The organism is Streptomyces sp. DSM 15324 (assembly GCF_001514285.1).
Taxonomy (GTDB): Bacteria; Actinomycetota; Actinomycetes; order Streptomycetales; family Streptomycetaceae; genus Streptomyces.
This window is the reverse complement of record NZ_KQ949033.1, coordinates 261,302-286,118: the sequence shown is the minus strand read 5'-3', so window position 1 is coordinate 286,118 and position 24,817 is coordinate 261,302. Positions and strand designations below refer to the sequence as shown.

The window sequence follows — 24,817 nt, the reverse complement described above, 5'->3', positions numbered from 1 at the left end:
ACGACACCGAAGACACCGAATCGAGGCAGGGCATGACGACCAATCCGACGCGCACGCACGAGACCGGGCGGCACTGGGCCGAGGGTCTGACGGCGTTCGCCGCGGTCACGCTCATGATCGCCGGCGTGCTGGACATCTTCCGCGGGATCATGGGGATCGCCGAGGACGACATCTTCGTCACGACGCGCAGCTACGTCTTCCGCTTCGACGTCACCGGCTGGGGCTGGGTCCATCTGATCCTCGGGGCGGTCGCGGTGATCATCAGCCTGGGGCTGTTCCAGACGGCCCTGTGGGCCCGCGTCGGCGGTGTGGCCATCGCGAGCCTCATCATCATCGCCAACTTCCTCTCCCTGCCGTACTACCCGGTCTGGTCGGTGGTGATGATCGCGTTCTCCGCGTTCGTCATCTGGGCACTGTGCGTCGTACGACCCGACCGGTACGCGTGACCGTCCGCCGCAACGACGACGCCATGACAGGAAGGCTGACGACATGTGCCGATGGCTGGCCTACTCGGGGACCCCGATCCTCCTCGACACGATCCTGTACAAGCCGCAGCACTCGCTGATCGACCAGAGTCTGCACTCCCGGATGGGCGTGGAGACGACCAACGGCGACGGCTTCGGCGTCGGCTGGTACGCGCCCGAGTCGGACGACCAGGTCCCGGCGGTGTTCCGGGACGTCGGACCGGCGTGGAGCAACCGCAATCTGCGGGAGATCGCCAGCCATGTCCGCTCCCCGCTGTTCTTCGCCCACATCCGGGCGACGACCGGTACGGCGGTGCAGCAGACCAACTGCCACCCCTTCCGGCACGGCCGCTGGCTCTGGATGCACAACGGGGCGATCAACGAGTTCCGCCGGATACGCCGTGACCTCGCCCTCGCCGTCGACCCGGAGCTGTTCCTCGACATGGAGGGCTCGACGGACTCCGAGATGATGTTCTACCTGGCCCTCACCTTCGGCCTGGAGAAGGACCCGCCGGCCGCCGTCGAGCGGATGGCGGGGTTCGTGGAGCGGGTCGGTCACGACCACGACGTGGAGTTCCCGCTGCAGATGACGGTCTCCGTCGCCGACGGCGAGCGGGTGTGGGGCTTCCGCTACTCCAGCCAGGGGCAGTCCCGCTCGCTGTTCTACAGCACCGCGGTGGACACCTTGCGCGAGCTCCACCCCGACCTCGCCTTCCTGCGCGAGGTCTCCGACGAGACCCGGCTCGTCGTCTCCGAGCCCCTGGGCGACCTGCCGGGCGCCTGGAACGAGGTGCCGGAGAGCAGTTACGGGCTCGTCGAACCGGGCAACGACCAGATGCACCCGTTCACCCCGCAGGCGGCCTAGCCGCCCCGTTCGCCGGAGAAGGCGGTCGTGGGGCAGGTGCTTCAGTGGACGGAGAAACCGCCGTCGACGAAGAGCGCCTGCCCCGTGACGTAGCCGGAGGCGCGGGAGGCCAGGAACACCGCGGCCCCGGCGAAGTCCTCGGCCAGTCCGTTGCGGCCGACCATGGTGCGGGCGGCCAGTGCGGCCACGCGCTCCGGGTCGGCCGACAGCCGTGTGTTGAGCGGGGTCATGACGAAGCCGGGCACGAGGGTGTTGCAGGTGACGCCGTGCGGCGACCACGCCTCCGCCTGGGAACGGGCCAGTGATTCCAGCGCCCCCTTGGAGACCCCGTACGCGCCGCTCTGGACGAAGGCCCGGTGCGCCTGCTGGGAGGTGAGGTGGATGATCCGCCCGAAGCCCCGCTCGGCCATGCCGGGACCGAATCGCAGGCCCAGCAGGTAGGGCGCCTCCAGGTTCACGGCCATGGTGGCGTCCCACACATCCTCGCCCAGCTCGCCCATCGGCGGCCGCAGGTTGACGCCCGCGCTGTTGACGAGGATGTCGGGCTCGCCGAACACGGCGGCCGCGCTCTCCGCCGCCGCGCGGACCCCGTCGCGGGTGCTCAGATCCGCGCTCACCCAGGCCGCCCGGCCGCCCGCCGCCGTCAGCTCCTCGACCGTGGCGACCAGTTCGGGCTCCCGTCGGGCCACGACCACCACCCGCGCCCCCGCCCCCGCGAGCGCGCCGGCGATGGCGCGTCCGATGCCGGAACTGCCACCCGTCACCACGGCGACCAGGCCGTCCAGCGAGAACAGGTCGGAGAGGTAGGCGTGCGGGCCGCGCTGCGCAGTCATGTCCGCACCCTATCGGTGAAGCCTTGCCAACCGAACTGTTCCGATATATCGTTGACGCATCGCGACAGATCAACGATGGAATGGAGTGATGGGCGATGCGTACCCACGGATTCGAGCGTGGACATGGTCAGGACGGCCCCTGGAGCGGCCCCGGTGGACGGGGTGGCCGACGCGCGGCTTTCGGGCCCTTCGGTCCGGGCGGCCCCGGCTTCGGCCCCGGCGGTCCCGGTTTCGGCCCGGGCGGACCGGGCTTCGGTCCCGGTCCCTGGGGTGGACGAGGGCGCGGCGGGCCCAGGGGGAGGGCGCGGCGCGGTGACGTACGGGCCTCGATCCTGGCCCTGCTCAAGGACCGTCCCATGCACGGTTACGAGATGATCCAGGAGATCGCCGAGCGCAGCGGCGGGGCGTGGAAGCCCAGCCCCGGCTCGGTGTACCCGACCCTCCAGCTCCTGGAGGACGAGGGCTTGATCAGCAGTGAGAGCGAAGGCGGCAAGAAGCTGTTCTCGCTCACCGAGGAGGGCCGTACCGCGGCCGAGGAGGGGCCGGACGCCCCCTGGGAGGAGGCCGCGCGTGGCGTCGACTGGGAGGCGCTCGGCGAGATCCGCCAGGCCGGCTTCGGTCTGATGGAGGCCTTCGGGCAGGTCTGGAAGACCGGCAGCAAGGACCAGCGCGACAAGGCGCTCACGGTCATCAACGAGGCCCGCAAGAAGCTGTACCTGATCCTCGCCGACGAGGACTGACGGCAGTAGTGCGGACGGCGACGCCGCGGCGGTCGTACGACGGTGAGGGCGCCCCGAGGAGTGATCCGCGGGGCGCCCTTCCGTGTCGTACGGCGGCCGCGGCGGGCCGGGTCAGGCCACCAGCCCGCCCAGTTTGCGCAGCGACTCGTTCAGCGCGGCCGTTCCCGAGTCCTTCAGCTTGCCCGCCATCAGCGACACGGCCGCGCCCGTGAACTCGCCGTCGATGCGCACCGTCGTGGCGTCCCCGTCCGGGGTGAGGGTGTAGCGGGTGGCCACGGACACCGCCATCGGGCCCTTGCCGCGGATCACCAGCACCCGCGCCGGCTCCAGCTCCGCGACCGTCCACTCCACCTCGGCGGGGAAGCCCATCAGCTTCATGTTCTCCTGGAAGGTCGCGCCCACCTCGAGGCTCTCGGGGCCGCCGCCGGGGAAGTTGGTGTGCGTCGCGTTCCACTCCCCGTAGGCCGGCCAGTCGGTGAGCTGGGCCCACACCTTCTCGGCCGGTGCCTGGATGCGTGCCTCCGCGCTGACTTCGGCCATGAGACCACCCTCCTCAGGTCGGGCAACTGGACGCTGCGGTGTCACGGAACGTAGCTCCAGGGCCGCGAACATTCAATACTGATGAACCGTCAAGGAGGCGCCCGCCCCTGACGAATGTGGGGCCTGATCTCATCCGTAAGGAGGAGATTGCACCCCTCGGCGTCCGCTCAGCGTGGGACGCGCGGATGCTCCCTTCCGGGGATGACGGGACGGGTCGGGGCTGATGAGGTGGGAAGGTGCAACCCCGTATTCCCCGGCAGTCGACGGATGACCAGGCGACGCACGGGACGGACGACGCCCCGAGACCCGACCACGACGTCGCGGCGGTCCTCGCGGCCGCCCGCCGCCGCGCGGTGCGCGACGGGGACCGCCAGATCGACACCGCCCATCTGCTGCACTCCCTCCTGGAACACGACCCCCGGGTCCGCGCCGCCTTCGGCGACGGGCCCCAGCTCGCCCGGCTGCTCGGCTATCTCGTCCAGCGCAGCATCGGCTACGGCCTGCGCTGGCAGAGCGGTGTCGAGGACTCCGGGGCGCTGCCGGTCGCCCCGGCGGTGGAGGGGTTCTCGCCGCTCGCCGCGGCCGCGCTGGAACAGGCGGGGGCGCGTGGCGGCCGCCGGCACGCGGTCCCGGCTCCCGGCCTCGACCTCCTCACCGCGCTCGTCGCGGACCCGCAGGCGCGGGCCGTCGAGGTCCTCGCCCACGCCGGGGTGGACGTGCTCGACCTGCGCGCCCGCGTCGAGGAGAGCGTGGCGGCAGGGGAGCCGGAGCGGTACGACATGTCGTCCGGTTCCCGAGACAGGTGCCATCGGGGATGACGGTGCTGTCATCGCCTGTCATCATGTGCCGGTGCGCACCTCTGGAACCAGTCAGGGCAGCCGCGGCAAGGGCATCGGGCTCGGGCTGGCGGTCGGGTCGGCGATCGCCTTCGGCGGATCGGGGGTCGCGGCCAAGCCGCTGATCGAGGCGGGTCTCGACCCGCTGCACGTGGTCTGGCTGAGGGTGACCGGCGCCGCCCTGGTCATGCTGCCGCTCGCCGTGCGCCACCGGGCCCTGCTGCGCCGCCGCCCCGCGCTCCTCGCCGGGTTCGGCCTGCTCGCGGTGGCCGGTGTCCAGGCCTTCTACTTCGCCTCGATCTCCCGGATGCCCGTCGCGGTGTCCCTGCTCCTGGAGTATCTGGCGCCCGCCCTGGTGCTGGGCTGGGTGCGGTTCGTGCAGCGGCGGCCGGTGACCCGCGCCGCCGCGCTCGGGGTGGTCCTCGCGGTCGGCGGGCTCACCTGTGTCGTCGAGGTCTGGTCGGGGCTCCGGTTCGACGCCCTCGGGCTGCTGCTCGCGCTGGCCGCCGCCTGCTGCCAGGTCGGCTACTTCGTCCTGGCCGACCAGGGCGGCGACGCGGGCGACGACGCCCCCGACCCGCTCGGCGTGATCGCCTACGGTCTGCTGACCGGCGCCCTGGTGCTCACCCTCGTGGCGCGTCCGTGGAACCTGGACTTCTCCGTGCTCACGGGCTCCGCCGACCTGAACGGCACCCGGGTCCCGGCCTGGCTGCTGCTCGGCTGGATCGTGCTGATCGCCACGGTCGTCGCGTACGTCACCGGCGTGCTCGCGGTACGCCGGCTCTCCCCACAGGTCGCGGGGGTCGTGGCGTGTCTGGAGGCGGTCGTCGCGACGGTGCTGGCCTGGGTCCTGCTGGGTGAGCACCTCTCGGCGCCGCAGCTCGCCGGGGGTGCGATAGTGCTGCTCGGCGCGTACATCGCCCAGTCGTCGGCGCCCGCCAAGGGCTCCCCGCAGCCCGTCGCCGGCGGTGAGCCCGAGCGGGATCAGGCCGCCCGCGAGGCCACGGCCCGACGCGGGCGCTGAGGGCGGGGGAGGGGACTCCGGCGGCGCCGGCGTGTCACCGGGCCGCCAGGTAGTCCGGGACCGGCGTGCCGGGGACCAGGTCGGCCTCCGGGAGCGGGGCGCCGTACCCCTTGCGCAGCGGGAGCACCCCGGCCCAGTGCGGCAGGGCCAGGTCCTCGGGCTCGTCGTTGACCCCGCCGGTGCGGGTCTTGGCGGAGACCTCGTTCAGGTCGAGGCGGATCACCGCGGTCGCCGCCAGTTCCTTCTTGTTCGCCGGCCGGGAGTCGGCGGCGCGGCCCGGGACGACATGGTCGACCAGCGCGTCGAGGGCGGCGCGCTTCTCCTCCGGGTCGGTGACGTCGTACGCCAGGCCGTGCACCACGACCGAGCGGTAGTTGATCGAGTGGTGGAAGGCGGAGCGGGCCAGCACCAGACCGTCCACGTGCGTCACCGTCAGGCACACCGGCAGCCCCGGGTCGGCCTGGCCCGCCATCCGCAGCGGACGCGAACCCGTGGAGCCGTGCACGTACAGGACCTCGCCGACCCGTCCGTACAGCGTCGGCAGGACGACCGGCGCGCCGTCGCGGACGAACCCGAGGTGGCAGACGTACCCCTCGTCGAGTATCGCGTGCACCAGGTCCTTGTCGTAGGCGGCCCGCTCCGCGGAGCGCGTGGGGACCGTGCGGTCGGTCGCGGGGTACGCGGCGGACTGCGGTGCGGGCCGGGGTGTCGCCTGCATGAGCGTTCTCCATTGCACTAGTGCATAATAGGCTTTGTGCTAGGAGAGTATCGGATCCATGGCCGGCGCGCAGCGGACATTTCCGCGAGCATCGAGCGCGCGGTGGGCGAAGGCGCCCTGCCGCCGGGGCAGTCACTGCCGCCGATGAGGGAGCTGGCGGTCACGCTCGGCGTGAACCCGAACACGGTCGCCGCCGCGTACCGCACCCTGCGCGAACGCGGGGTCATCGAGACGCACGGGCGCCGGGGCAGCCGGGTGCGGCCCAAGCCCGCCACCACCGGCCGGGAGCAGGCCCGCCTCGACGTGCCGGACGGCGTCCGCGACCTGGCGGACGGCAACCCCGATCCGGCCCTGCTGCCCCCGCTCGCCCCCGCCTTCGCGGCGGCCGCCGCCCGCGCCGACCGCGAGCCGGTCCTGTACGGCGCCGATCCCGTGGACCCCGGCCTGGCCCGGGCGGCCCGCGCCGCGCTCGACGCCGACGGCGTGCCCGCCGGACCGCTCACCGTGGCCTCCGGCTCGCTGGACGCCGTCGAACGCGTCCTCGCCGCCCACCTCAAGCCGGGCGACCCGGTCGCGGTGGAGGACCCCGGCTGGGGGCGCACCCTCGACCTCGTCCCGGCGCTCGGGCTGCGCACGGTCCCGGTCGGCGTCGACGACGAGGGCCCGCTCCCGGACGGCCTGCGCGCGGCCCTGGAGAGCGGGGCGCGCGCCGTCCTGATCACCGACCGCGCCCAGAACCCCACCGGGGCCTCCGTGACCGCGGCACGCGCGCGTGCGCTGCGGGCGGTCCTCGCGGACCACCCCGGGGTGCTGCTCATCGAGGACGACCACGGACACGGCATCGTCGATCTGCCGCTGTGTCCCCTGGCGGGCGTCACCCGGCACTGGGCCTTCGTGCGCTCGGTCGCCAAGGCCTACGGCCCCGACCTGCGGCTCGCCGTGCTGACCGGCGACGAGGTCACCGTGGACCGGGTCCGGGGACGGCAGCGGCTCGGGCCCGGTTGGGTGAGCCTTCTCGTCCAGCGGGCCGTGGAGCGGCTGTGGGCCGACGGCGCGGTGGACGGCCACGCGGTGGCCGCGGCCTATCGGGGGCGACGGGAGGCGCTGATCGCCGCGCTGGTCGAGAGGGGGGTCGCCGCGCACGGGCGCAGTGGGATGAACGTGTGGGTGCCGGTCCCGGACGAGACCGGGGTGGTGGCGAGGCTGCTGCACGCGGGGTGGGCGGTGTCACCGGGGGCGCGGTTCCGGCTGAGCACCGGGCCGGGCATCCGGATCACCGTGTCGACGCTGGGGGGTGAGGAGGTGGGGCCGCTGGCCGACGCGGTGGCCTCGGCCCTGGGGCCGGTTCCCTCCCGTAGTTACGTTTAGCGCCCTAGGGGGTGCGGGTGCGGTGCGGTGGGACACCGTTGCCCGCGTTCAATGCTTGCCCCTCGCCTGGGTCAGCGCCGCCCCCGCCAGTACGATCACCGCCCCGACCGGCGTCGACCAGCTCAGCGGCTCGCCGAGGAACGCCACCCCCGCCCCCGTCGCGATCACCGGGATGAAGTAGGTGACCATCTGCGCGGTGGTCGGGCCGACCTCCGCCACCAGCCCGTACTGGATCAGCAGGGCCAGACCGGTGCCGAGGGCGCCCAGCGCGGCGATCGCCAGGAGCGGCAGCGGGGCGAGGTGGTCCGGGACGCCGGCGACCAGCGGGGTGACGACCGCGAGCTGGAGGGCGGCGACGCCCAGTTGCGCGCCGGTCATCGACAGGGCCGAGGCCCCTGTCCCGGCCAGGGTGCGGCGGACGTAGATCCAGCCGATCGGGTAGCTCAGCGAGGCCAGCAGGGCCATCGCCGTGCCGCGGGCGTCGAGGCCCTGGAAGCCCTGCCAGGCGCCCAGGACCGTCAGGACCCCGAGGAAGCCCAGGCCGAGCCCCGCCACCCGGACCCGGGTGGGCCGGTCCTCGGACAGGGCGACCAGGGAGAGGGCCATGCCCCACAGGGGCGAGGTGGCGTTGCAGATGCCGGCCAGGGTGGAGGGGATCGTCAGCTCGGAGTAGGCGAAGAGCGAGAACGGCAGGGCGTTCAGCAGGAACGCGGCGACCGTCAGATGCGCCCAGGTGCGGGCTCCGCGCGGCAGCCGCTCCCGTCGCACCGCCATCGCGGCCGCCAGCACCGCCGTCTCGAACACCAGCCGGCCCAGGGTGACCTGGAACGGGGCGTAACCCTGCGTGCCCACCTTGATGAGCAGGAAGCTGAAGCCCCAGATCAGCGAGAGCGCGCCGAACCGCAGTCGCCAGTCCGGGGTGCGGCGGGTGCGGGGGAGCGCGGTGACGTCAGCGGTGAGGTCGGCGCTGGCTGCGGCGGTGGTGTCGGCGGCGGTGGTCATGACGGCAACTGTGCGGTACACAACTTCGTAGCACAATCGAGAATTCGCGAGCGATACCTCGTAGCATTGCTTATATGTTGAACCTGGAGCGCCTGCGGACCCTCGACGCCCTCGCCCGGCACGGCAGCGTCAGTGGCGCCGCCGCGGGCCTGCACATCACGACCTCGGCCGTCTCGCAGCAGCTGGCCAAGCTGGAGCGGGAGGTCGGGCAGCGGCTGCTGGCCAAGCACGGCCGCGGGGTGCGGCTGACCGACGCGGGGCGCCTGCTGGCCGAGCACGCGGCCCGGATCCTGTCCCAGGTGGAGCTGGCCCAGTCCGATCTGGAGGCCCGGCGCGGGCAGGTCGCGGGGGAGCTGCGGATCTCCGCGTTCCCCACCGCCGCGCGCGGACTGTTCCCCGTCGCGCTCGCCGAGCTGCGCAAGGCGCACCCGGCGCTGCGGCTGCGCTCCTGCGAGCTGGAGCCGGAGAACGGCGTGGCGGGGGTCGTGCGCGGCGATCTCGACCTCGCGGTCGTCCTGGACTGGTACAACAAGCCGATGCCCGTGCCGGACGGGCTGGTCAAGGCGCCCGTCCTGGACGACCCCGCCGACGTCGCCATGCCCGCCGGGCACCCCCTCGCGGGCCGGGACGAGGTGGATCTCGCGGAGTTCGCCGGGGACGAGTGGATCACCTGGGGCGAGGGCGAGTTCTGCCACGAATGGCTGATGTTCACCCTGCGCTCGCGCGGCGTCGAACCGATCGTCGGCCACCGGGCCGCCGAGACCCACACCCAACTCGGTCTGGTCGCCGCCGGTCTGGGGGTCTGCATCGTGCCGCTGCTCGGACGCGACCCGGTGCCCGAAGGCGTCGTCCTGGTTCCGCTCAAGCAGCGGGTGCGCCGCCATGTGTACGTCGTCTGGCGGGCGGACGCGGACCGCCGTCCGTCGATCCGGGCGGCGGTCGAGGCCCTCAAGGCGGCCGGTGCCGCAGTGGGTTGAGCGGTGCGGAGGCTTATCCGTCGCCCAGCTTGCGGAAGTCCCAGGAGACGACCTTCTCCGGCCGCAGTCGCACCCACGCGTGCCGCCCGTCGTGCGGCATCGCGTCCAGACCGAAGTTCTTGCGGGCGAACAGCGTCTCCACGGCGTCCAGTTCCGCGCACAGCTCGCCGGTGCGCGGAGCCTCGCCCACGAACTCCACGGCGCCGGACAGCTCGACGCCCCGCAGCGAGTCGTACTCCTCGCCCGTGTCGACCACGATCGCGACCCGCGGATCACGGCACAGCTGCGTCCAGCGCTTGCTGCGCACGACGGAGTACAGCCACAGCGCGCTGCCGTCCCACAGGAACCACAGCGCGCTCACGTGCGGGGCGCCGTCGGCGGACACCGTGGCCACCCGGCAGGTGCGCTGGGTGGTGAGGAACGCGTCCAGCTCTCCCGGCGACATCATGATTCTCCGGCCCCGGCGCTGAGTGACGGTCATCCGGCCCCCTCATCCTTCTTTTCTTGTCACTGCTTCCCGTGTACTGCTTACCAGACGACTTTTCTGACGCTGCGTCAGAAAAGCAAGTATCCCGACACCAGGGGGAGTCGTGCTCTCGTCCGAAGCGCTCCGGGACCTCCTCGACCCCGACTCCACCGTGCTGCTCACGGTGGAATGCCAGCGGGGCGTCGTAGGCCCCGGCGCCGCACTGCCCCAACTCGCCGCCGCCGCACGGGATTCGGGCGCTCTCACCCAGGTGGCCCGGCTGGTCGCCGCCGCGCACGGGAGCGGCGTCCAGGTCGTCCACGCCATCGCCGAGCGCCGCCCCGACGGCCGGGGCGCCAACCGCAACGCACGCCTCTTCCGCGCCGCCGAGCGCCTGCCCGTCCAGCAGCTCACCGGCACCGAGGCCACCCGTGTCGCGCCCCCCATCGAGGTCGCCGGACGGGACCTCGTCGTACGGCGGCTGCACGGGCTCTCGCCGATCCAGGGCACCGACCTCGACGCCCTGCTGCGCAACCTCGGCTGCCGCACCCTGATCGTCACCGGGGTCTCGGCCAACGTGGCGATCCCGAACACCGTCTTCGACGCGGTCAACCGGGGCTACACCGCCGTCGTGCCCTCGGACGCCATCGCGGGGGTGCCTGCCGACTACACCCCCGCCATGATCCGCCACACCCTCGCGCTGGTCGCCACGGTCGCGACCACCGACGAGGTGCTGACGGCCCTTCGGCCCCCGGACGTCAGGCCAGCGTGATCGAGTCGCCGCTGACGCTGATCTTCACCTCGGGCAGCGCCTGCCTCGCCGGACCGCTCTTCACGCTGCCGTCCTCGATCGAGAAGTTGCTGTTGTGGCAGGGGCAGTTGATGACCCCGTCCGCGATGGTCTTCACCGCACAGCCCTGGTGGGTGCACACGGCCGAGAACGCCTTGTACGTGCCCGCCGCCGGCTGGGTGACGACCACCTTCTGCGCGTCGAAGATCTTGCCGCCGCCCTCGGGGATGTCGGCGGTCGCGGCCAGCGCCGCGCCGGCCGCACCGGCCGCGCCGCCGGTGCTCGCGGCCTCACCGGCACCCGTCGAACCCGTCGAACCCGCCGAGCCCGTCGTCCCGCCGGTCGAGGCCGACGAGGAGGAGTCGTCGTCGGACCCTCCGCACGCCGTCAGCGCGACGGAGAGCCCCGCGGCTCCGGCGGCCGCCATGACCGTACGGCGGGCGGGTTGCGACGCGGAGTTGATCGATGCGCTGGTCATGCCGAGGATTTCCTTCCAGAGGGGGGTGGGTGGACCTGTCGAGAGGTACGGCCGGTGGGCGCCGCGTGTTCAGAAGCCCCGCCAAGTCCGGACGGTGCCCGAGATAGTGACCTGTTCGAGATCAGGCCCGCGTAAGCCGGAGCTGTCGCGGAGCTGTCGGACGCCGCCCCGCCGGGCCCCAGTAACCTGGGGCGATGCTCAAGGAAGTCACCGCCACCCGCTACATCACGGCGTTGCGTGAGGGCGGCTCGCTGCCGGGACTCGTCGAGGCCGACGACCTCGGAACGTACGTCATCAAGTTCACCGGTGCCGGACAGGGCCGCAAGACCCTCGTCGCGGAGGTCGTCTGCGGCGAGCTCGCCCGCCGGCTCGGCCTGCGGATGCCCCGGCTCGTGACCCTCGCCCTCGACCCCGTCCTCGGCCTCGGCGAACCCGACCCGCAGGTGCAGGAGCTGCTCCGCTCCAGCGGCGGCACCAACCTCGGCATGGACTTCCTCTCCGGCGCCCTCGGCTACGACCCCCTCGCCTTCCCGGTGAGCCCCGAGGAGGCCGGCGCGATCATCTGGTTCGACGCGCTCGTCAACAACGTCGACCGCTCCTGGCGCAACCCCAACCTGCTGCTGAGGCGGGGCGACCTGTGGCTCATCGACCACGGCGCCACCCTGATCTGGCACCACAACTGGCCCACGGTCGAGACCTCCGCGGCCCGCCCCTACGACGCCTCCGACCACGCCCTGGCCTCCTTCGCGCCCGACATCGCCGGTGCGGCCGAGCGGCTCGCCCCGCTGGTCACCGCCGACCTGCTCGCCGAGGTCACGGCCGAGATCCCCGACGTCTGGCTCGCGGAAGAACCGGGCTTCGACACCCCGGACGACCTCAGAGCGGCCTACGCCCGGCCGCTGCTCGCCCGGGCGGCCGTCATCGCCGACCGCATCACCGGCATCGAGGAGAACAAGTGAGCGAGCGCCACATCCACATGGCCGGCCACGTGACCGAGCGGCACATCACCCGGTCCGGCCAGGGCGGCGACCGGGACGTCTTCGAGTACGCCCTGCTGCGGGTGGTGCCGAGGGTGGAGCGCGGCGAGTGCGTCAACGCGGGCGTGCTGGTCTACTGCCGCGCCCGGGCCTACGTCGGCGCCCGTACCCATCTCGACGAGGCACGGCTGCTCGCCCTGGACCCGGGTGCCGACGTCGCGGGGATCAGGGCCGCGCTGGCGGCCGTCGAGGGCGTGTGCGGCGGCGGCGCGGCCGCCGGGCAGGCGGCCGGCGACGACCCGGGACGGCGGTTCCGCTGGCTGGTCGCCCCGCGCTCGGCGATGGTGCAGCCGGGGCCGGTGCACACCGGACTCACCACCGATCCGGCGGCCGAGACGGAGCGGTTGCTGGACCTCCTGGTGAGGTAATGGATCACACCGGCGCCGTGTGGCGTTGACACCGGGTGCCAGGGCTTCTAGCGTCACGTCTGCCGAAGGTACTAAGCGGTCGCTCACCGCGCGACAGGTTCTCTCAAGGGCGAGGAGACTCAAGGAATGTCCACCACTGAACAGCGGGTTGCCGTAGTCACGGGCGCGGCGCGCGGCATCGGAGCCGCCACCGCCGTACGCCTGGCCGCCGAGGGCCGTGCGGTCGCCGTGATCGACCTCGACGAGGCCGCCTGCAAGGACACCGTGGAGAAGATCACCGCGGCCGGCGGCAAGGCCGTCGCGATCGGCGCCGACGTCTCCGACGAGGCCCAGGTCGAGGCCGCGATCGCCCGTGTCGTGACGGAGCTGGGCGCCCCGACGATCCTCGTCAACAACGCGGGCGTGCTCCGCGACAACCTGTTGTTCAAGATGAGTGCCTCCGACTGGGACACCGTCCTGAACGTGCATCTGCGCGGCTCGTTCCTGATGACCAAGGCCGTCCAGAAGCACATGGTCGACGCCGGCTTCGGCCGGGTCGTCAACCTGTCCTCCTCCTCCGCGCTCGGCAACCGCGGCCAGGCCAACTACTCTGCCGCCAAGGCCGGCCTGCAGGGCTTCACCAAGACCCTCGCCATCGAGCTCGGCAAGTTCGGCATCACGGCCAACGCCGTCGCCCCCGGCTTCATCGCCACCGACATGACCGCCGCGACCGCCGCCCGGGTCGGCATGGGCTTCGAGGAGTTCAAGGCCGCCGCCGCCACCCAGATCCCCGTGGCCCGCGTCGGTGAGCCCGACGACATCGCCAACGCGATCGCCTTCTTCACGAACGAGGCCGCCGGCTTCGTCTCCGGCCAGGTGCTGTACGTCGCCGGCGGACCGCTCGACTAGGGATCAGGAACCATGACCGTGGAACTCTCCGGCAAGGTCGCGCTCGTCACGGGCGCGAGCCGCGGCATCGGCTACGGCGTCGCCGAGGCGCTCGTCGCCCGCGGTGACCGGGTCTGCATCACCGGCCGCAACGAGGACGCGCTGAAGGAGGCCGTCGAGCGGCTCGGCGCCGACCGGGTCATCGGCGTGGCCGGCAAGGCGCACGACCTCGACCACCAGACGGCCGCCGTCGAGGCGACGATGGAGGCCTTCGGCCGCGTCGACTACCTCGTCAACAACGCGGGGACGAACCCGGTGTTCGGGCCGATCGCCGACCTCGACCTGGAGGTGGCGCGCAAGGTCTTCGAGACCAACGTGGTCTCCGCCCTCGGCTTCGCCCAGAAGACCTGGCACGCCTGGCAGAAGGACAACGGCGGCGCGATCGTCAACATCGCCTCCCTCGCGGGTCTGTCGGCCTCGCCCTTCATCGGCGCGTACGGCATCAGCAAGGCCGCGATGATCAACCTGACCCAGCAGCTGGCGCACGAGTTCGCGCCCCGCGTCCGCGTCAACGCGATCGCCCCGGCCGTCGTGAAGACCAAGTTCGCCCAGGCCCTGTACGAGGGCCGGGAGGCGGAGGCGGCCGCCGGCTACCCGCTGGGCCGGCTCGGCGTGCCGTCCGACATCGGCGGCACCGCCGCCTTCCTCACCTCCGAGCAGTCCGACTGGATCACCGGTCAGACGCTCGTCGTCGACGGCGGCATCCTGCTCAACGCCGGTGTGGCCTGAGTCTCATCGCGCACCGCCGCGGGCCCCGGGACCTTGACGGAACCGGGGCCCGTGTCCATTCCCGGACCGGCCCCGGGGGATGACAACGTCGTCACGATTTCTCGCTGATCAATAACGCTTTCCTCCCGCCCGTTGAGCCTTTCCCGGCCTGCGGTATGGTCTGGCCACTCTTGGCATGGCTTTTTACGAGGAGCGTGTGCGTGTTCTACCGGAATCGATCGTTGCAGCATGTGGCGGTGATCGCGTCCATATCCCTGGTGAGCGGATGCGGTCTTCTGGGAGGCGAGAGCTCCAAGGACGCCGGACCGATCGTCGTGGGCACCACCAGCGCTCCCAGCACGCTGGATCCCGCGGCCTCCTGGGACAGTTCCTGGGAGCTGTTCCGCAACGTCTACCAGACGCTGCTGAACTACAACCCCGGTCAGACCACCCCCGAACCCGACGCCGCCGAGAGCTGCGAGTTCACGGACGGCAAGAGCACCGTGTACAGCTGCACGTTGCGCGAGGGCCTGAAGTTCTCCAACGGGCACACGCTGGACGCCAAGGCCGTCAAGTACTCGTTCGACCGGATCAAGAAGATCAACGTCAACGGCGGACCCGCGGGCCTGCTGGAGACGCTCTCCCAGGTGCAGACGAAGGGCGACCGCGAGGTCGTCTTCCGCCTCAGCCAGCCCGACGCCACGTTCCCCCTGGTGCTCACCACGCCCGCGATGTCGATCGTGGACCCCGCGGAGTACCCGGCCACCGCGCTCCGCAAGGAGAGCGGCATCGTCGGCTCCGGACCGTACCGGCTTGAGTCCTACGACGAGGGCAAGCAGGCGGAACTCGTCCGCAACGACTCCTACAAGGGCATAGCGGACCTGAAGAACGACGCCGTCACCATCCGCTACTTCCAGCAGTCGGACCAGCTGGTCAAGGCCCTCAAGAGCAAGGAGATCTCGGTCGTCTACCGCGGTCTCGGCGCCTCCGACATCGTCGACATCGAGACCAACCAGAACGAGGAGGGGCTCCAGCTCGTCGAGAACCCCACCACCGAGATCAGTTACCTGGTGTTCAACCCCAGCGACCCGTGGGCCGCGAAGCCCGCGGTGCGCAAGGCCATCGCCCAGGTCGTCGACCGTTCGGCGCTCGTGCACAACATCTACAAGGACACCGTCGAGCCGCTGTACTCGATGGTCCCGGCCGGACTCACCGGCCACACCACGGGCTTCTTCGACGACTTCGGGAACCCGAGCGTGACCAAGGCCAGGGCGCTCCTCAGGGAAGCGGGGATCACCGAGACCGTCCCGCTGACCCTCTGGTACACCACCGACCGCTACGGCTCCACGACCAAGCCCGCCTTCGAGGAGCTGAAGCGGCAGCTGGAGGCCTCGGGCCTCTTCAAGATCACCCTCAAGAGCCGCCCGTGGAAGACCTACGTCAAGGGCTACCAGGACGGCGAGTACCCCGTCTTCGGGCGCGGTTGGTTCCCCGACTTCAACGACGCCGACAACTTCATCGCGCCGTTCGTGGGCGAGCAGAACGCGCTCGGGACGCCCTACAAGTCCCCCGCCATCACCGACAAGCTGCTGCCGGAGTCGCGCGCGGAGAGCGACCGCGGCGCGGTGAAGCAGCAGATCGAGGACGCACAGAAGATCTTCGTGAACGACGCGCGCCTGCTGCCGCTGTGGCAGGGCAAGCAGTACGTGGCCGCGGACGAGGAGATCTCCGGACTCGAGAAGGTCATCGACCCGGCGACCATGATGACGATGTGGGAGCTGTACCGGAAGACGAGCTGGTAGCGGGCCCGAAGCGCGGTCCGCGGCGCCGTTGTCAGTGGTCGCCTGTAGGTTCTGGGGTGAGTAAGTGACCGCACAACGGAGGACGTTGACGTGACCGACATCGCCATGCTGCCCGAGTCCTGGCGCGGGGTCCTGGGCGACGAGCTTCAGCAGCCCTACTTCAAGGAGCTGACGGAGTTCGTCGAGGAGGAGCGAGCGAAGGGTCCCGTCTACCCTCCGCGCGAGGAGGTGTTCGCCGCGCTCGAGGCGACGCCGTACGACCAGGTGAAGGTCCTCGTCCTCGGCCAGGACCCGTACCACGGCGAGGGCCAGGGCCACGGCCTGTGCTTCTCGGTGCGGCCGGGCGTCAGGATCCCGCCCTCCCTGCGCAACATCTACAAGGAGATGCACGAGGAGCTGGGCACCCCCATCCCGGACAACGGCTATCTGATGCCGTGGGCCCGGCAGGGCGTCCTGCTGCTCAACGCGGTCCTGACGGTCCGCTCCGGCGAGGCGAACTCGCACAAGGGCAAGGGCTGGGAGAAGTTCACGGACGCGGTGATCCGCGCGGTGGCCGACCGGCCCGACCCGGCGGTGTTCGTCCTGTGGGGCAACTACGCGCAGAAGAAGCTGCCGCTGATCGACGAGTCCCGGCACATCGTCGTCAAGGGCGCGCACCCCTCCCCGCTGTCGGCGAAGAAGTTCTTCGGCTCCCGTCCGTTCACGCAGATCGACGCGGCGATCGCGGCGCAGGGCCACACCCCGGTCGACTGGACCATCCCCGACCTGGCCGGCTGAGCCCTGCCGCCGGGCCGGTTCCTCCGTGGACCGGTCCGGTGCCGCCTGACCGGGATCGCCGCCCGCTGCCGTTAGCGTCGTGCCATCGGCGCGGTGCCGTCCCGGGGATGCGGTGTCGTCGCGAGGACGCGAAGGAGGACGCGGTGGCGGAGCGACAGGAACAGACGGCGCCCGACGCCCTGCTGACGCGGATCGGGCAGATCGTCATGCTGCATCACGGAGGAGACCGCGAGGAGGCCCGCCGCAGACTCCTCGAACTCTGGACCGAGCTCGGCGAGGACGGCGATCCGCTGCACCGCTGTACCCTCGCGCACTACCTGGCCGACACCCAGGACGACCCCTTCGACGAACTGGCCTGGGACCTGCGGGCCCTCACCGCGGCCGAGGAGCACGAGGAGTCGCCCGCCGTACGGGCCTTGTACCCCTCGCTCCATCTGAACCTGGCGGCGGACTACGTCCGGCTCGGCCGCGCCGGCGCCGCCCGCACCCATGTACGCAGGGCCCGCGGGGCGGCCGGCGTCCTCGGGGACGACAGCTACGGCGACGGCGTGCGGGCGGCGATCACCAGGATGGAACTCCGCCTGGGAGAGGGCGGAGCGGAGAGCTAGGGCCCCGGGACGGAACCTCCGGTACGGACCCCCGGTACAGCACCTCCAGTACCGGGCCTCCGATACACGGTCTAGCGGTGGCCGCCGTACACCTGGCGGCAGGCCACCGCCTCCGGGCTGTCGCTGCGCCAGCCGCCGTACTTCCTGCCCAGGGCGCACACATCGGTGTTCCGGCGAAGGTCGGCGCCGACGTCCGGGACACCGGCGTGCGGGGGGACGGGCCGGCGTGGGGCCGGGTGCGCCGGGGCGGGGCGCGGCTGCTGGGGGTGGCCGCGGTGCGCCGGAGCGGGTCCGTCCGGGACGGCGGCCGGGGTCGGCCGGTGCCGTTTCCGAAGCGTCGTGGCCGCCCGTTCCCGGGTGTCCGGACCGACCATCTCCAGCGCCTCACGGGCCGGCGCCTGCACGACCTGGGGCTCGGCATCCGCCTTCGGACGGGGCGCCGACGGCCCGGCGGCGGGCGGGCCGGGCACGGGCGGGCGCTGGACGGTGACGCAGCCGGAGAGGGCCGAGAGGGCCATCACCAGGAGCGCCGCGGTTGTCGTCGTCGTTCGCTGCACCCGCGCCACTCTGCTGGTTCCGGCCGTGCGCGGGACATCGGACGGCCGCAGGTTGCCCCACACGGGTGAACACGTCCCCCGCAGGGAGGTCAGGGGCCCACCGGAGGTGACGTCACGCGCCGGTCGCACCGTCGATGCGCTCCAGCGGCGGATCGGCGGGGCGCGCGCACCTGCGTTCCGGGCGGGCTCGGTGCGCCGAGTCGCCGTCCCGGTGCGATCGGCCACGGGGCCGGCTCGCGCCCGAGGCCGGTCGGCGGCCCGGCTCCGCTCCCGGCGGCGCGACCCGTGCCGGTCCCGCGGAAGCTTCGCCGGCCTCGCCGGCCGGCGGCCCCCGCAGCGCCCGTATGCTGCGGGGAGGCACGCGGTTCGAGGTGAGGGAGCGCCCCGTGAAGGTCGGCTGCATCGGACTCGGAGACATCGCGCAGAAGGCGTACCTGCCGGTCCTCGGCGCGCTGCCCGGGATCGAGCTGCACCTGCAGACCCGTACGCCGGCCACGCTCGACCGGATCGCCGACGCCTACCGGCTGCCCGCCGACCGGCGTCACCGCGACCTCGACGCGCTGCTCGCCACCGGCCTCGACGCGGCCTTCGTGCACGCGCCCACCGGCGCCCACCCCGAGATCGTCGCCCGGCTGCTGGAGGCGGGCGTCGCGACGTACGTCGACAAACCGTTGGCGTACCGCCTCACCGACTCCGAACGGCTCGTGGAACTCGCCGAGGAGCGCGGCGTGTCCCTGACCGTCGGCTTCAACCGCCGCTTCGCGCCCGGCTACGTCCAGTGCGCCGACCATCCGCGCGACCTGATCCTCCTGCAGAAGAACCGGGTCGGCCTGCCCGAGGAACCCCGCACGATGATCCTCGACGACTTCATCCACGTCGTCGACACCCTGCGCTTCCTGGCGCCGGCCCCGGTCGACGACGTCACCGTGCGGGCCCGGGTCGAGGACGGGCTGCTGCACCACGTCGTCCTCCAGCTCTCCGGGTACGGCTTCACCGCGCTCGGTGTGATGAACCGGCTCAGCGGCTCCAACGAGGAGATCCTCGAGGTCTCCGGCCAGGACACCAAGCGACAGGTCGTCAACCTCGCCGAGGTGATCGACCACAAGGGCCAGCCGACCGTGCGCCGGCGCGGCGACTGGGTGCCGGTGGCCCGTCAGCGCGGCATGGAGCAGGCGGTGCTGGCCTTCCTGGACGCGGTGCGGGCGGGCAAGGTGCTCAGCGCCCGGGACGCGCTCGCGACCCATGAACTGTGCGAGCGGGTGGTCCGAGCGGTGCGGGAACACCCCGCCGCAGCCTGATCGCCCCCGCCCCCTCCGTCAGCCCCAGCGCCACCAGCACCAGCAGGGCCCCGTGGACCGGCCAGTCGCCGTAGCGGACGTACGGGGTGACGCCGTCGGCGAGCGGGACGTCGTACACGGCCGCGGTGCTCGCCTCCGTGCCCAGCCGGGGGCCGAGGCGCCGCCCGCTCGCGTCGTACACCGCCGAGTCACCGGTCAGCGTGGCGTGCACGAACGACCGGCCGGTCTCCGCGGCGCGCAGCGCGGCCAGCGAGGCGTGCTGCGCGGGCGCCCAGCTGTGCTGGAACGAGGACGTGGAGGACTGCGCGACCAGGAGGTCCGCACCGTCCTCCGCGAGATGCCGGCTCATGTCGGGGAACGCGGTCTCGAAGCAGATCATCGGCCCGATCCGCAGCGCCGGCCCGATGTCCATCACCACCTGCTCGCTGCCGCGCCGCCGGTCCTCGCCTGCCGCCCTGCCGACCGAGGTCGCCCAGCCGAACAGCGAACGCGCCGGTATGTACTCCCCGAACGGCACCAGCCGCATCTTGTCGTACCGGTCACCGGTCGGGCCGTGCGGGCCGACCAGGATCGCACTCTTGTAGATACCGGGCCGGTCCGTGCGGCGCGCGTCGACATTGACGAGGATGTCCGCACCCGTGGCCCGCGACAGCGCCGCCACCCGCGCCGCCAGCTCCGGATGCTCCCCGAGGTCGTACCCGACGCTGCTCTCCCCCCAGACGATCAGGCCGACGTCCTGCCCGATCAGCCGCCGGGTGAGCCGTTCCGCGACGTCGAACCGGCGCTGGGCCCCGTCCACCACGCCCGGCTGGACGACGGCGATCCGGGCCCGTCCCTCGACCTCGGGGCGCGGCGCCCACACCCACGCCGCCGAGGCGGTGGCCGCCGTCGCGACGAGCCCGGCGAGGGCCGGGGTGCGCGAGCCGGGCACGGAGACGATCACCGCGACGGCCACGTTCACCGCCACCACCAGGAAACTCAGCAGCCACACCCCGCCCACCGAGGCGAGCCGCAGTGCCGGCTCCACCTGCCACTGACTGGCGCCGAGCATGCCCCAGGGCCCGCCCAACCCCTGCCAGGACCGCACGAGTTCGACGACCAGCCAGGCGGACGGCAGCACGAGCAGCGCACCGCCGATCCGCCCCCGGCCCGGTGTCCCGGACGCCCCCGGGGCGAGAAAACGACGCACCAGCCAGCCCCAGGGCGCCCACAGGGCACCGAGCAGCGCCGCGATCACGAGCGTGAACACGTTCAGGCTCGGCAGCAGCCAGTGATGCATCGCCAGCATGAAGCCGAACCCCCCGCACCAGCCGTCCCGGGCCGCACGCCGCCCGCTCGGCGCGGAACGGGCGAGCAGCATCCAGGGGACGAGCGCGACGTACGCCCACCACCACAGCGCGGGCGCCGGAAAGGCCGCCACGGGCAACGCCCCTGCCCCGGCGGCGACCGCCGAGCGGCCCCAGGGAGAGGCGAGCAGCCTGGAGGCCGAGGGCGGGGAGGAGCCCCGGGGGGACGTGGCCGGACGGGACGTGGCCGGACGGGAGGTGAGCCAGTGGCCGGACGCGTTCATGCGGCACCTCCTACCCGGTGGTGCCTTCAGTGTGCGCCCCCACGGACGATCTCCGACAGGGCTCTTTCGGGCACGTCCGGCGTCACGGCGTCGGCAGGCGCCGCCACTTCTCCTCGACGACCACCTCACGCAACCGCCAGCCGTCGTGGGTGCGCAGCAGCCCGAAGGAGTACCGCCCCCCGCACACGAAGTCGGGTGCCCCGCCGTGGTCCTCGTTCCCCTGGCCGGCCAACCGCATCGGATTGACGTAGTCGGCGCCGACCCTCGCGGTGTCACCCGCGTCCTGCTCCAGGACCCCGAACCGCACCCGCCGGTTGACGATGAGGTGCTGCCGCATCGAGAACAGCCCCAGACTCTCCGCGAGCCATGCCGCGACGCCGTCCACGTCCCCCTCGATCCCGCCCGCCGAACGGTAGTCCGCCCGTCCGTCCGGCGTGAACAGTTCCCGGTACGCCGCCCAGTCGCCGTCGTCCACGGCCACCGCGTAGGCGGTGACCAGCTCGTCGACGGCCAGCCGGTCCATCACCGTGGCGAGCTCCACACGCTGCGTCATGGGCCGAGTGTTGGGCATCACGGCTGAGGAGCCAAGGGGTGTGGGCGTGCCAGTCGGGCCAGCACCTGGTCGGCCAGGGCGCGTGGGGGCAGCGCGCCGTTCAGGAAGACGGTGTCGGGGGGCAGCGTGTCGGTCGCTGCCATGCACGCCGGGATGCGGTCCTTGGCCCAGCTCCGGATCCGTTCGTCTCGTTCGGGGTCGTCGGGGACCAGGGAGCGGCCCCCGATGCGCTTCTCCAACTCCGGGCGGGGGACGTCCAGGAAGAAGTGGTGGAGTTCGATGCCCGCGTGCCGCAACGCGCCGAAGATCTCGCTCACATAGCCGGGGTCGACCAGCGTCATCGGAACCAGGACCGGGCGGCCGTACTCCTCGACCAGCCCCACCGCCAGGTCGGCGACCTGGCGGCGCCACAGCGGAAGGTCCTGGAAGTCGCCCGTCGGCACGTCCACGATCCTCCGCAGGACGAAGCCGATCATCTCCGGGTCGTAGACCAGTGCCTCGGGCCGGCGCTGCCGTAACTCCTCCACCAGCGTGGTCTTCCCGCTGCCGAACGCGCCGTTCACCCAGACGATCAACGTGATCCTCCCGCCCCGTTGCCTTGCCTTGCCTTGCCTTGCCGCCGCTGCCTTGCTGCCGCGTCGGTAGGCGTACTACAGCACGTGCCGGCGACGGCCGGGCGGTCCGGCCCTGGGCACAGGGGCTCGTGGGCCGGTCATAGGGTGATCTCATGCCTGCCCCGTTGAGTTCCGCGAGAAGCCGTGCCGCGTTGCGCGGATCGGCCCGTGTCTGCGGTGAGTTGCTGCTGGTCCTCGTGATGCTCGCGGTGGCGCTGTGGGTGCTCGGCCGGATGTGGTCGGTCGTGTGGCCGCTCACCGTCGCCCTGTTCCTCACCACCCTGACCTGGCCGCCGACCCGGTTCCTGCGCCGGCGCGGCTGGCGGCCGGCCGCCGCGGCGTCACTGGTGACCGTGCTGTTCCTCCTCGTCGTGCTGGGCATCCTGGCGTTGATCGCCGTTCCGGTCGCCTCGCAGTCCGGTGAACTGACCGACGGTGTCGTCGCCGGGATGCAGAGGGTGCGCGAGTGGGCCGAGGGGCCGCCGCTGAACATCGGTGACGACCAGATCGCCGGCGCCTTCGACGCGGCGGTCGACCGTGTGCAGGGCAGCGTCGGCAGCCTGGTCGGCACGGTCGCCTCCGGCGTGGGCACGGTGGTCGACGGGGTGGTCACCGCCCTGCTGGCGGTCTTCCTGATGTTCTTCTTCCTCAAGGACGGCCCGCGCTTCCTGCCCTGGCTCACCCGCCAGTTGCCCGGCCGGTTCGCCACCGACGTCCCGATCGTCGCCCAGCGCGGCTGGGAAACCCTGGGCGCCTTCGTCCGCTCCCAGGCGCTCGTCGGCGTGCTCGACGCCGTCTTCATCGGCCTGGGGCTGTGGATCCTCGGGGTACCGCTGGTGCTTCCGCTGGCGGTGCTGACGTTCGTCTCGGCGTTCGTGCCGATCGTGGGAGCCCTGTTCGCCGGTTTCGTGGCCGTGCTCATCGCGCTGGTGTCGAACGGCCCGACGGACGCCCTCGCCGTGCTGGGGATCATCGTCGTGGTGCAGCAGCTGGAGGGCAATGTGTTCCAGCCGATGATCCAGAGCCGGGGCCTCGGGCTGCACGCCGCGGTCGTCCTGCTCGCGGTGACACTGGGCGGCAGTCTCGCCGGGATCGTGGGCAGTCTGCTCGCCGTTCCCGTCGCCGCGCTGATCGCGGTGGTCTGGAACCACGTACGGGAGCAACTCGGCCAGTCGCCGCAGGCGGAGGGGGAAGAGGAGGACCTGGAGGAAGGGGCGGACGGGGAAGGCCGGGGGCCCGCGGGGGCGGCCGCTCCCGCGGTGGCGGACTGAGGGCCGGCCGCCTCGCCCGGTCGCCGGCCGGCGCTCAGGCCGCCGTGACCATCTCGCCGCGGATCGCCGCGGCCCACTCCACCACCAACAGCTCGTACTCCTGCCGCTCCTGGGCGGACAGCGAGCCGCCCGTGCGCAGCCACAGCGAGCGGATCCGCTCGTTCACCTCGGAAGCGGACCGCACGGAACCAGGGGCATCAGAATAGGGGGACATGGCTGTCAGCGTAGGGCGAGCAGCTGACAGCGCGCCATGCCCCCGTCGCGGGAACCGTTATGGGCTTGGTCACGGTTGATCGATCAATCGGACGGCTCCGTCCGGGAGTTCGAAGGGCCCCGGCTCAGCCCGCCGACTCCGCCGCGTGCGGGCTGAGCGCGCCGGTCGCGACGAGGGCGATGATCACGACGCCGAGGGCGACGCGGTAGTACACGAACGGCATGAAGGACTTGGTGGAGATGAACTTCATGAACCAGGCGATCACGGCGTACCCGGACGCGAACGCGATGCCCGTGGCGAACAGCGTCGGGCCCCAGGCCACATGGCCGGTCTCCAGCGCGTCCTTCACCTCGAAGGTCCCGGAGGCGAGGACGGCGGGGATGGCCAGCAGGAACGAGTAACGGGCCGCCGCCTCACGCTTGTAGCCCATGAAGAGGCCTCCGCTGATGGTGGCGCCGGAGCGCGAGACGCCCGGGATCAGCGCGCAGGCCTGGCAGAGACCGAAGATCAGACCGTCCCGGACACCCAGGTTCTCCAGCTGCTTGCGCTGCTTGGGCGCGCGGTGCTTCCCGCCCGTCTCGTCACGTGCCGCCAGCCGGTCGGCTATGCCGATGACGATGCCGATCACCACGAGCATGGTCGCGGTGACCCGCAGATCGCGGAACGGGCCCTCGATCTGGTCCTTGAGCGTGAGGCCCAGCACACCGATCGGGATCGAGCCGACGATCACCAGCCAGCCCATCTGGGCGTCGTGGTCCTTGCGCATCGTCTTGTCGAACAGGGACTTCGACCATGCGGCGATGATCCGGCCGATGTCCTTGCGGAAGTAGATCAGCACCGCTGCCTCCGTGCCGATCTGGGTGATCGCCGTGAAGGCGGCGCCGGGGTCCTTCCAGCCCGAGAAGGCCGCGGTGAGCCGCAGGTGCGCGCTGGAGGAGACGGGGAGGAACTCGGTCAGCCCCTGGACGAGTCCGAGGATGAGCGATTCAAACCAAGACATGAGGTTAAGGAGTCCAAGCGCCGATCGGAGCGGGGCGACGGGCGACGGCCGCCCGCGCGCGGTGATCAAGGGTGTGCCAGGGGGAAGCGTAGCGGTCCCGGAAGTCAGCCCCGCCACAGGGGTTTCGCAGGCGCCGGGGAAGGAGCCCGCGCCGGATTCCGGGACCTTCCCCTCCCCCTGCCGCCCGAGCAGCCCCGAAGCACCTCCCCGAGCACGCACAGCCGGCACCCGCGCCGCCGCGCCCACCCACCCTTCCCACCCGGCGCAGTCGTCCCGCGCCGGGAGGCGAGCAGAGCCACGGATGGTTGACCGGCCCCAGGGGTGCCGCATACGTTGCTGCCGAGCGGAAAGCGCTTGCTGAGCGTGCTTGCTGCTCCGTTTGCCGCTCACCGGTCCTTCGGGCCGTACCTCG

Annotated in this window: 29 protein-coding genes; 17 read left to right on the top strand and 12 right to left on the bottom strand. The window is 72.1% G+C overall.

Going from position 1 to position 24,817, the window contains the following annotated elements; translation table 11 throughout:
* The first annotated feature begins 32 nt into the window (after positions 1–32).
* Both AQJ58_RS31150 and AQJ58_RS31145 read left to right on the top strand, forming a co-directional pair.
* Positions 33–446 (top strand): DUF7144 family membrane protein, encoded by a 414-nt coding sequence (locus tag AQJ58_RS31150; RefSeq protein ID WP_067256174.1) that lies wholly within the window; start codon positions 33–35, stop codon positions 444–446.
* 43 nt (positions 447–489) lie between these two features.
* Positions 490–1,329 (top strand): class II glutamine amidotransferase, encoded by an 840-nt coding sequence (locus tag AQJ58_RS31145; RefSeq protein WP_067256173.1) that lies wholly within the window; start codon positions 490–492, stop codon positions 1,327–1,329.
* 41 nt (positions 1,330–1,370) lie between these two features.
* Here the strand turns inward: AQJ58_RS31145 and AQJ58_RS31140 are convergent, their stop codons facing one another.
* Complete coding sequence (locus tag AQJ58_RS31140) at positions 1,371–2,162, bottom strand: SDR family NAD(P)-dependent oxidoreductase (RefSeq protein WP_067256171.1); 792 nt, start codon at positions 2,160–2,162, stop codon at positions 1,371–1,373.
* A gap of 95 nt (positions 2,163–2,257) precedes the next feature.
* Here AQJ58_RS31140 and AQJ58_RS41750 point away from each other — a divergent pair, with 95 nt between their 5' ends.
* On the top strand, positions 2,258–2,902 hold the full coding sequence (locus AQJ58_RS41750) for a PadR family transcriptional regulator (protein WP_079079342.1): 645 nt from the start codon (positions 2,258–2,260) through the stop codon (positions 2,900–2,902).
* A 111-nt stretch (positions 2,903–3,013) separates the two neighbouring features.
* On the opposite strand, the gene AQJ58_RS31130 is transcribed toward AQJ58_RS41750, so the two are convergent.
* Positions 3,014–3,442 (bottom strand): type II toxin-antitoxin system Rv0910 family toxin, encoded by a 429-nt coding sequence (locus tag AQJ58_RS31130; RefSeq protein ID WP_067256167.1) that lies wholly within the window; start codon positions 3,440–3,442, stop codon positions 3,014–3,016.
* Between the two features lie 236 nt (positions 3,443–3,678).
* Here AQJ58_RS31130 and AQJ58_RS31125 point away from each other — a divergent pair, with 236 nt between their 5' ends.
* Positions 3,679–4,260 carry a Clp protease N-terminal domain-containing protein gene (locus AQJ58_RS31125; RefSeq protein ID WP_067256165.1) on the top strand — a complete coding sequence of 194 codons (582 nt, stop codon included), beginning with the start codon at positions 3,679–3,681 and terminating at the stop codon, positions 4,258–4,260.
* A gap of 25 nt (positions 4,261–4,285) precedes the next feature.
* Positions 4,286–5,302: an EamA family transporter gene (locus AQJ58_RS31120; protein ID WP_067256164.1), complete on the top strand. Its 1,017-nt coding sequence runs from the start codon at positions 4,286–4,288 to the stop codon at positions 5,300–5,302.
* 34 nt (positions 5,303–5,336) lie between these two features.
* On the opposite strand, the gene AQJ58_RS31115 is transcribed toward AQJ58_RS31120, so the two are convergent.
* The gene (locus AQJ58_RS31115; RefSeq protein WP_067256162.1) at positions 5,337–6,020 is read right to left on the bottom strand and encodes a pyridoxamine 5'-phosphate oxidase family protein; all 684 of its coding nucleotides are present in this window, start codon (positions 6,018–6,020) and stop codon (positions 5,337–5,339) included.
* A 36-nt stretch (positions 6,021–6,056) separates the two neighbouring features.
* Here AQJ58_RS31115 and AQJ58_RS31110 point away from each other — a divergent pair, with 36 nt between their 5' ends.
* On the top strand, positions 6,057–7,388 hold the full coding sequence (locus AQJ58_RS31110; protein WP_067256161.1) for an aminotransferase class I/II-fold pyridoxal phosphate-dependent enzyme: 1,332 nt from the start codon (positions 6,057–6,059) through the stop codon (positions 7,386–7,388).
* 48 nt (positions 7,389–7,436) lie between these two features.
* Here the strand turns inward: AQJ58_RS31110 and AQJ58_RS31105 are convergent, their stop codons facing one another.
* Positions 7,437–8,390: a DMT family transporter gene (locus AQJ58_RS31105; protein ID WP_199844729.1), complete on the bottom strand. Its 954-nt coding sequence runs from the start codon at positions 8,388–8,390 to the stop codon at positions 7,437–7,439.
* Positions 8,391–8,464: 74 nt separating this feature from the next.
* Between AQJ58_RS31105 and AQJ58_RS31100 the strand changes: the two genes are divergently transcribed.
* On the top strand, positions 8,465–9,367 hold the full coding sequence (locus AQJ58_RS31100; RefSeq protein ID WP_067256157.1) for a LysR family transcriptional regulator: 903 nt from the start codon (positions 8,465–8,467) through the stop codon (positions 9,365–9,367).
* Between the two features lie 13 nt (positions 9,368–9,380).
* Here AQJ58_RS31100 and AQJ58_RS31095 read toward each other — a convergent pair whose 3' ends face one another.
* Entirely contained in the window at positions 9,381–9,848 is a 468-nt protein-coding gene (locus tag AQJ58_RS31095) for a pyridoxamine 5'-phosphate oxidase family protein (protein ID WP_067256156.1), read from the bottom strand.
* 109 nt (positions 9,849–9,957) lie between these two features.
* Here AQJ58_RS31095 and AQJ58_RS31090 point away from each other — a divergent pair, with 109 nt between their 5' ends.
* A complete protein-coding gene (locus AQJ58_RS31090; RefSeq protein ID WP_067256154.1) occupies positions 9,958–10,605 on the top strand; it encodes a cysteine hydrolase family protein in 648 nt (215 codons plus the stop codon).
* On the opposite strand, the gene AQJ58_RS31085 is transcribed toward AQJ58_RS31090, so the two are convergent.
* Positions 10,592–11,101: a Rieske (2Fe-2S) protein gene (locus AQJ58_RS31085; RefSeq protein WP_067256153.1), complete on the bottom strand. Its 510-nt coding sequence runs from the start codon at positions 11,099–11,101 to the stop codon at positions 10,592–10,594. The two genes, AQJ58_RS31090 and AQJ58_RS31085, sit on opposite strands and share 14 nt — an antisense overlap.
* A gap of 194 nt (positions 11,102–11,295) precedes the next feature.
* Between AQJ58_RS31085 and AQJ58_RS31080 the strand changes: the two genes are divergently transcribed.
* The 7 genes from AQJ58_RS31080 to AQJ58_RS31050 all read left to right on the top strand — a co-directional run bounded on the left by AQJ58_RS31080 (position 11,296) and on the right by AQJ58_RS31050 (position 17,328).
* Positions 11,296–12,060, top strand: coding sequence for a HipA family kinase (locus AQJ58_RS31080; protein ID WP_067256151.1), 765 nt, complete (start codon positions 11,296–11,298; stop codon positions 12,058–12,060).
* The gene (locus AQJ58_RS31075) at positions 12,057–12,506 is read left to right on the top strand and encodes a DUF3037 domain-containing protein (protein ID WP_067256149.1); all 450 of its coding nucleotides are present in this window, start codon (positions 12,057–12,059) and stop codon (positions 12,504–12,506) included. The genes AQJ58_RS31080 and AQJ58_RS31075 overlap by 4 nt, the downstream gene beginning before the upstream one ends.
* A 126-nt stretch (positions 12,507–12,632) precedes the next feature.
* Positions 12,633–13,394, top strand: a complete 762-nt coding sequence (fabG, locus tag AQJ58_RS31070) for a 3-oxoacyl-ACP reductase FabG (RefSeq protein ID WP_067256148.1) — start codon at positions 12,633–12,635, stop codon at positions 13,392–13,394.
* Between the two features lie 12 nt (positions 13,395–13,406).
* A complete protein-coding gene (locus AQJ58_RS31065) occupies positions 13,407–14,162 on the top strand; it encodes an SDR family oxidoreductase (RefSeq protein ID WP_067256146.1) in 756 nt (251 codons plus the stop codon).
* Positions 14,163–14,362: 200 nt separating this feature from the next.
* Entirely contained in the window at positions 14,363–15,943 is a 1,581-nt protein-coding gene (locus tag AQJ58_RS31060; protein WP_067256145.1) for an ABC transporter substrate-binding protein, read from the top strand.
* Between the two features lie 90 nt (positions 15,944–16,033).
* Positions 16,034–16,720: a uracil-DNA glycosylase gene (gene ung, locus AQJ58_RS31055; protein ID WP_067256143.1), complete on the top strand. Its 687-nt coding sequence runs from the start codon at positions 16,034–16,036 to the stop codon at positions 16,718–16,720.
* Between the two features lie 143 nt (positions 16,721–16,863).
* Positions 16,864–17,328, top strand: coding sequence for a hypothetical protein (locus tag AQJ58_RS31050; protein WP_067256141.1), 465 nt, complete (start codon positions 16,864–16,866; stop codon positions 17,326–17,328).
* 71 nt (positions 17,329–17,399) lie between these two features.
* Here AQJ58_RS31050 and AQJ58_RS31045 read toward each other — a convergent pair whose 3' ends face one another.
* Positions 17,400–17,885, bottom strand: a complete 486-nt coding sequence (locus tag AQJ58_RS31045) for a hypothetical protein (protein WP_234360349.1) — start codon at positions 17,883–17,885, stop codon at positions 17,400–17,402.
* Positions 17,886–18,271: 386 nt separating this feature from the next.
* On the opposite strand from AQJ58_RS31045, the gene AQJ58_RS31040 reads away from it, so the two are divergent.
* Complete coding sequence (locus AQJ58_RS31040) at positions 18,272–19,183, top strand: Gfo/Idh/MocA family protein (RefSeq protein WP_067256137.1); 912 nt, start codon at positions 18,272–18,274, stop codon at positions 19,181–19,183.
* Here AQJ58_RS31040 and lnt read toward each other — a convergent pair.
* From lnt to AQJ58_RS31025, 3 genes are all read right to left on the bottom strand, one after another.
* A complete protein-coding gene (lnt, locus tag AQJ58_RS31035; protein ID WP_079079341.1) occupies positions 19,101–20,753 on the bottom strand; it encodes an apolipoprotein N-acyltransferase in 1,653 nt (550 codons plus the stop codon). The two genes, AQJ58_RS31040 and lnt, sit on opposite strands and share 83 nt — an antisense overlap.
* 82 nt (positions 20,754–20,835) lie before the next feature.
* Complete coding sequence (locus AQJ58_RS31030) at positions 20,836–21,306, bottom strand: nuclear transport factor 2 family protein (RefSeq protein ID WP_067256136.1); 471 nt, start codon at positions 21,304–21,306, stop codon at positions 20,836–20,838.
* A gap of 17 nt (positions 21,307–21,323) precedes the next feature.
* A complete protein-coding gene (locus AQJ58_RS31025) occupies positions 21,324–21,881 on the bottom strand; it encodes an AAA family ATPase (protein WP_067256134.1) in 558 nt (185 codons plus the stop codon).
* A 152-nt stretch (positions 21,882–22,033) separates the two neighbouring features.
* Between AQJ58_RS31025 and AQJ58_RS31020 the strand changes: the two genes are divergently transcribed.
* Positions 22,034–23,191: an AI-2E family transporter gene (locus AQJ58_RS31020; protein WP_067256133.1), complete on the top strand. Its 1,158-nt coding sequence runs from the start codon at positions 22,034–22,036 to the stop codon at positions 23,189–23,191.
* Positions 23,192–23,225: 34 nt separating this feature from the next.
* Here AQJ58_RS31020 and AQJ58_RS31015 read toward each other — a convergent pair whose 3' ends face one another.
* Together AQJ58_RS31015 and AQJ58_RS31010 are read right to left on the bottom strand one after the other, a co-directional pair.
* Complete coding sequence (locus AQJ58_RS31015; RefSeq protein ID WP_067256131.1) at positions 23,226–23,405, bottom strand: hypothetical protein; 180 nt, start codon at positions 23,403–23,405, stop codon at positions 23,226–23,228.
* Positions 23,406–23,529: 124 nt separating this feature from the next.
* Positions 23,530–24,405, bottom strand: a complete 876-nt coding sequence (locus tag AQJ58_RS31010) for an undecaprenyl-diphosphate phosphatase (RefSeq protein WP_067256130.1) — start codon at positions 24,403–24,405, stop codon at positions 23,530–23,532.
* Positions 24,406–24,817: the final 412 nt, after the last annotated feature.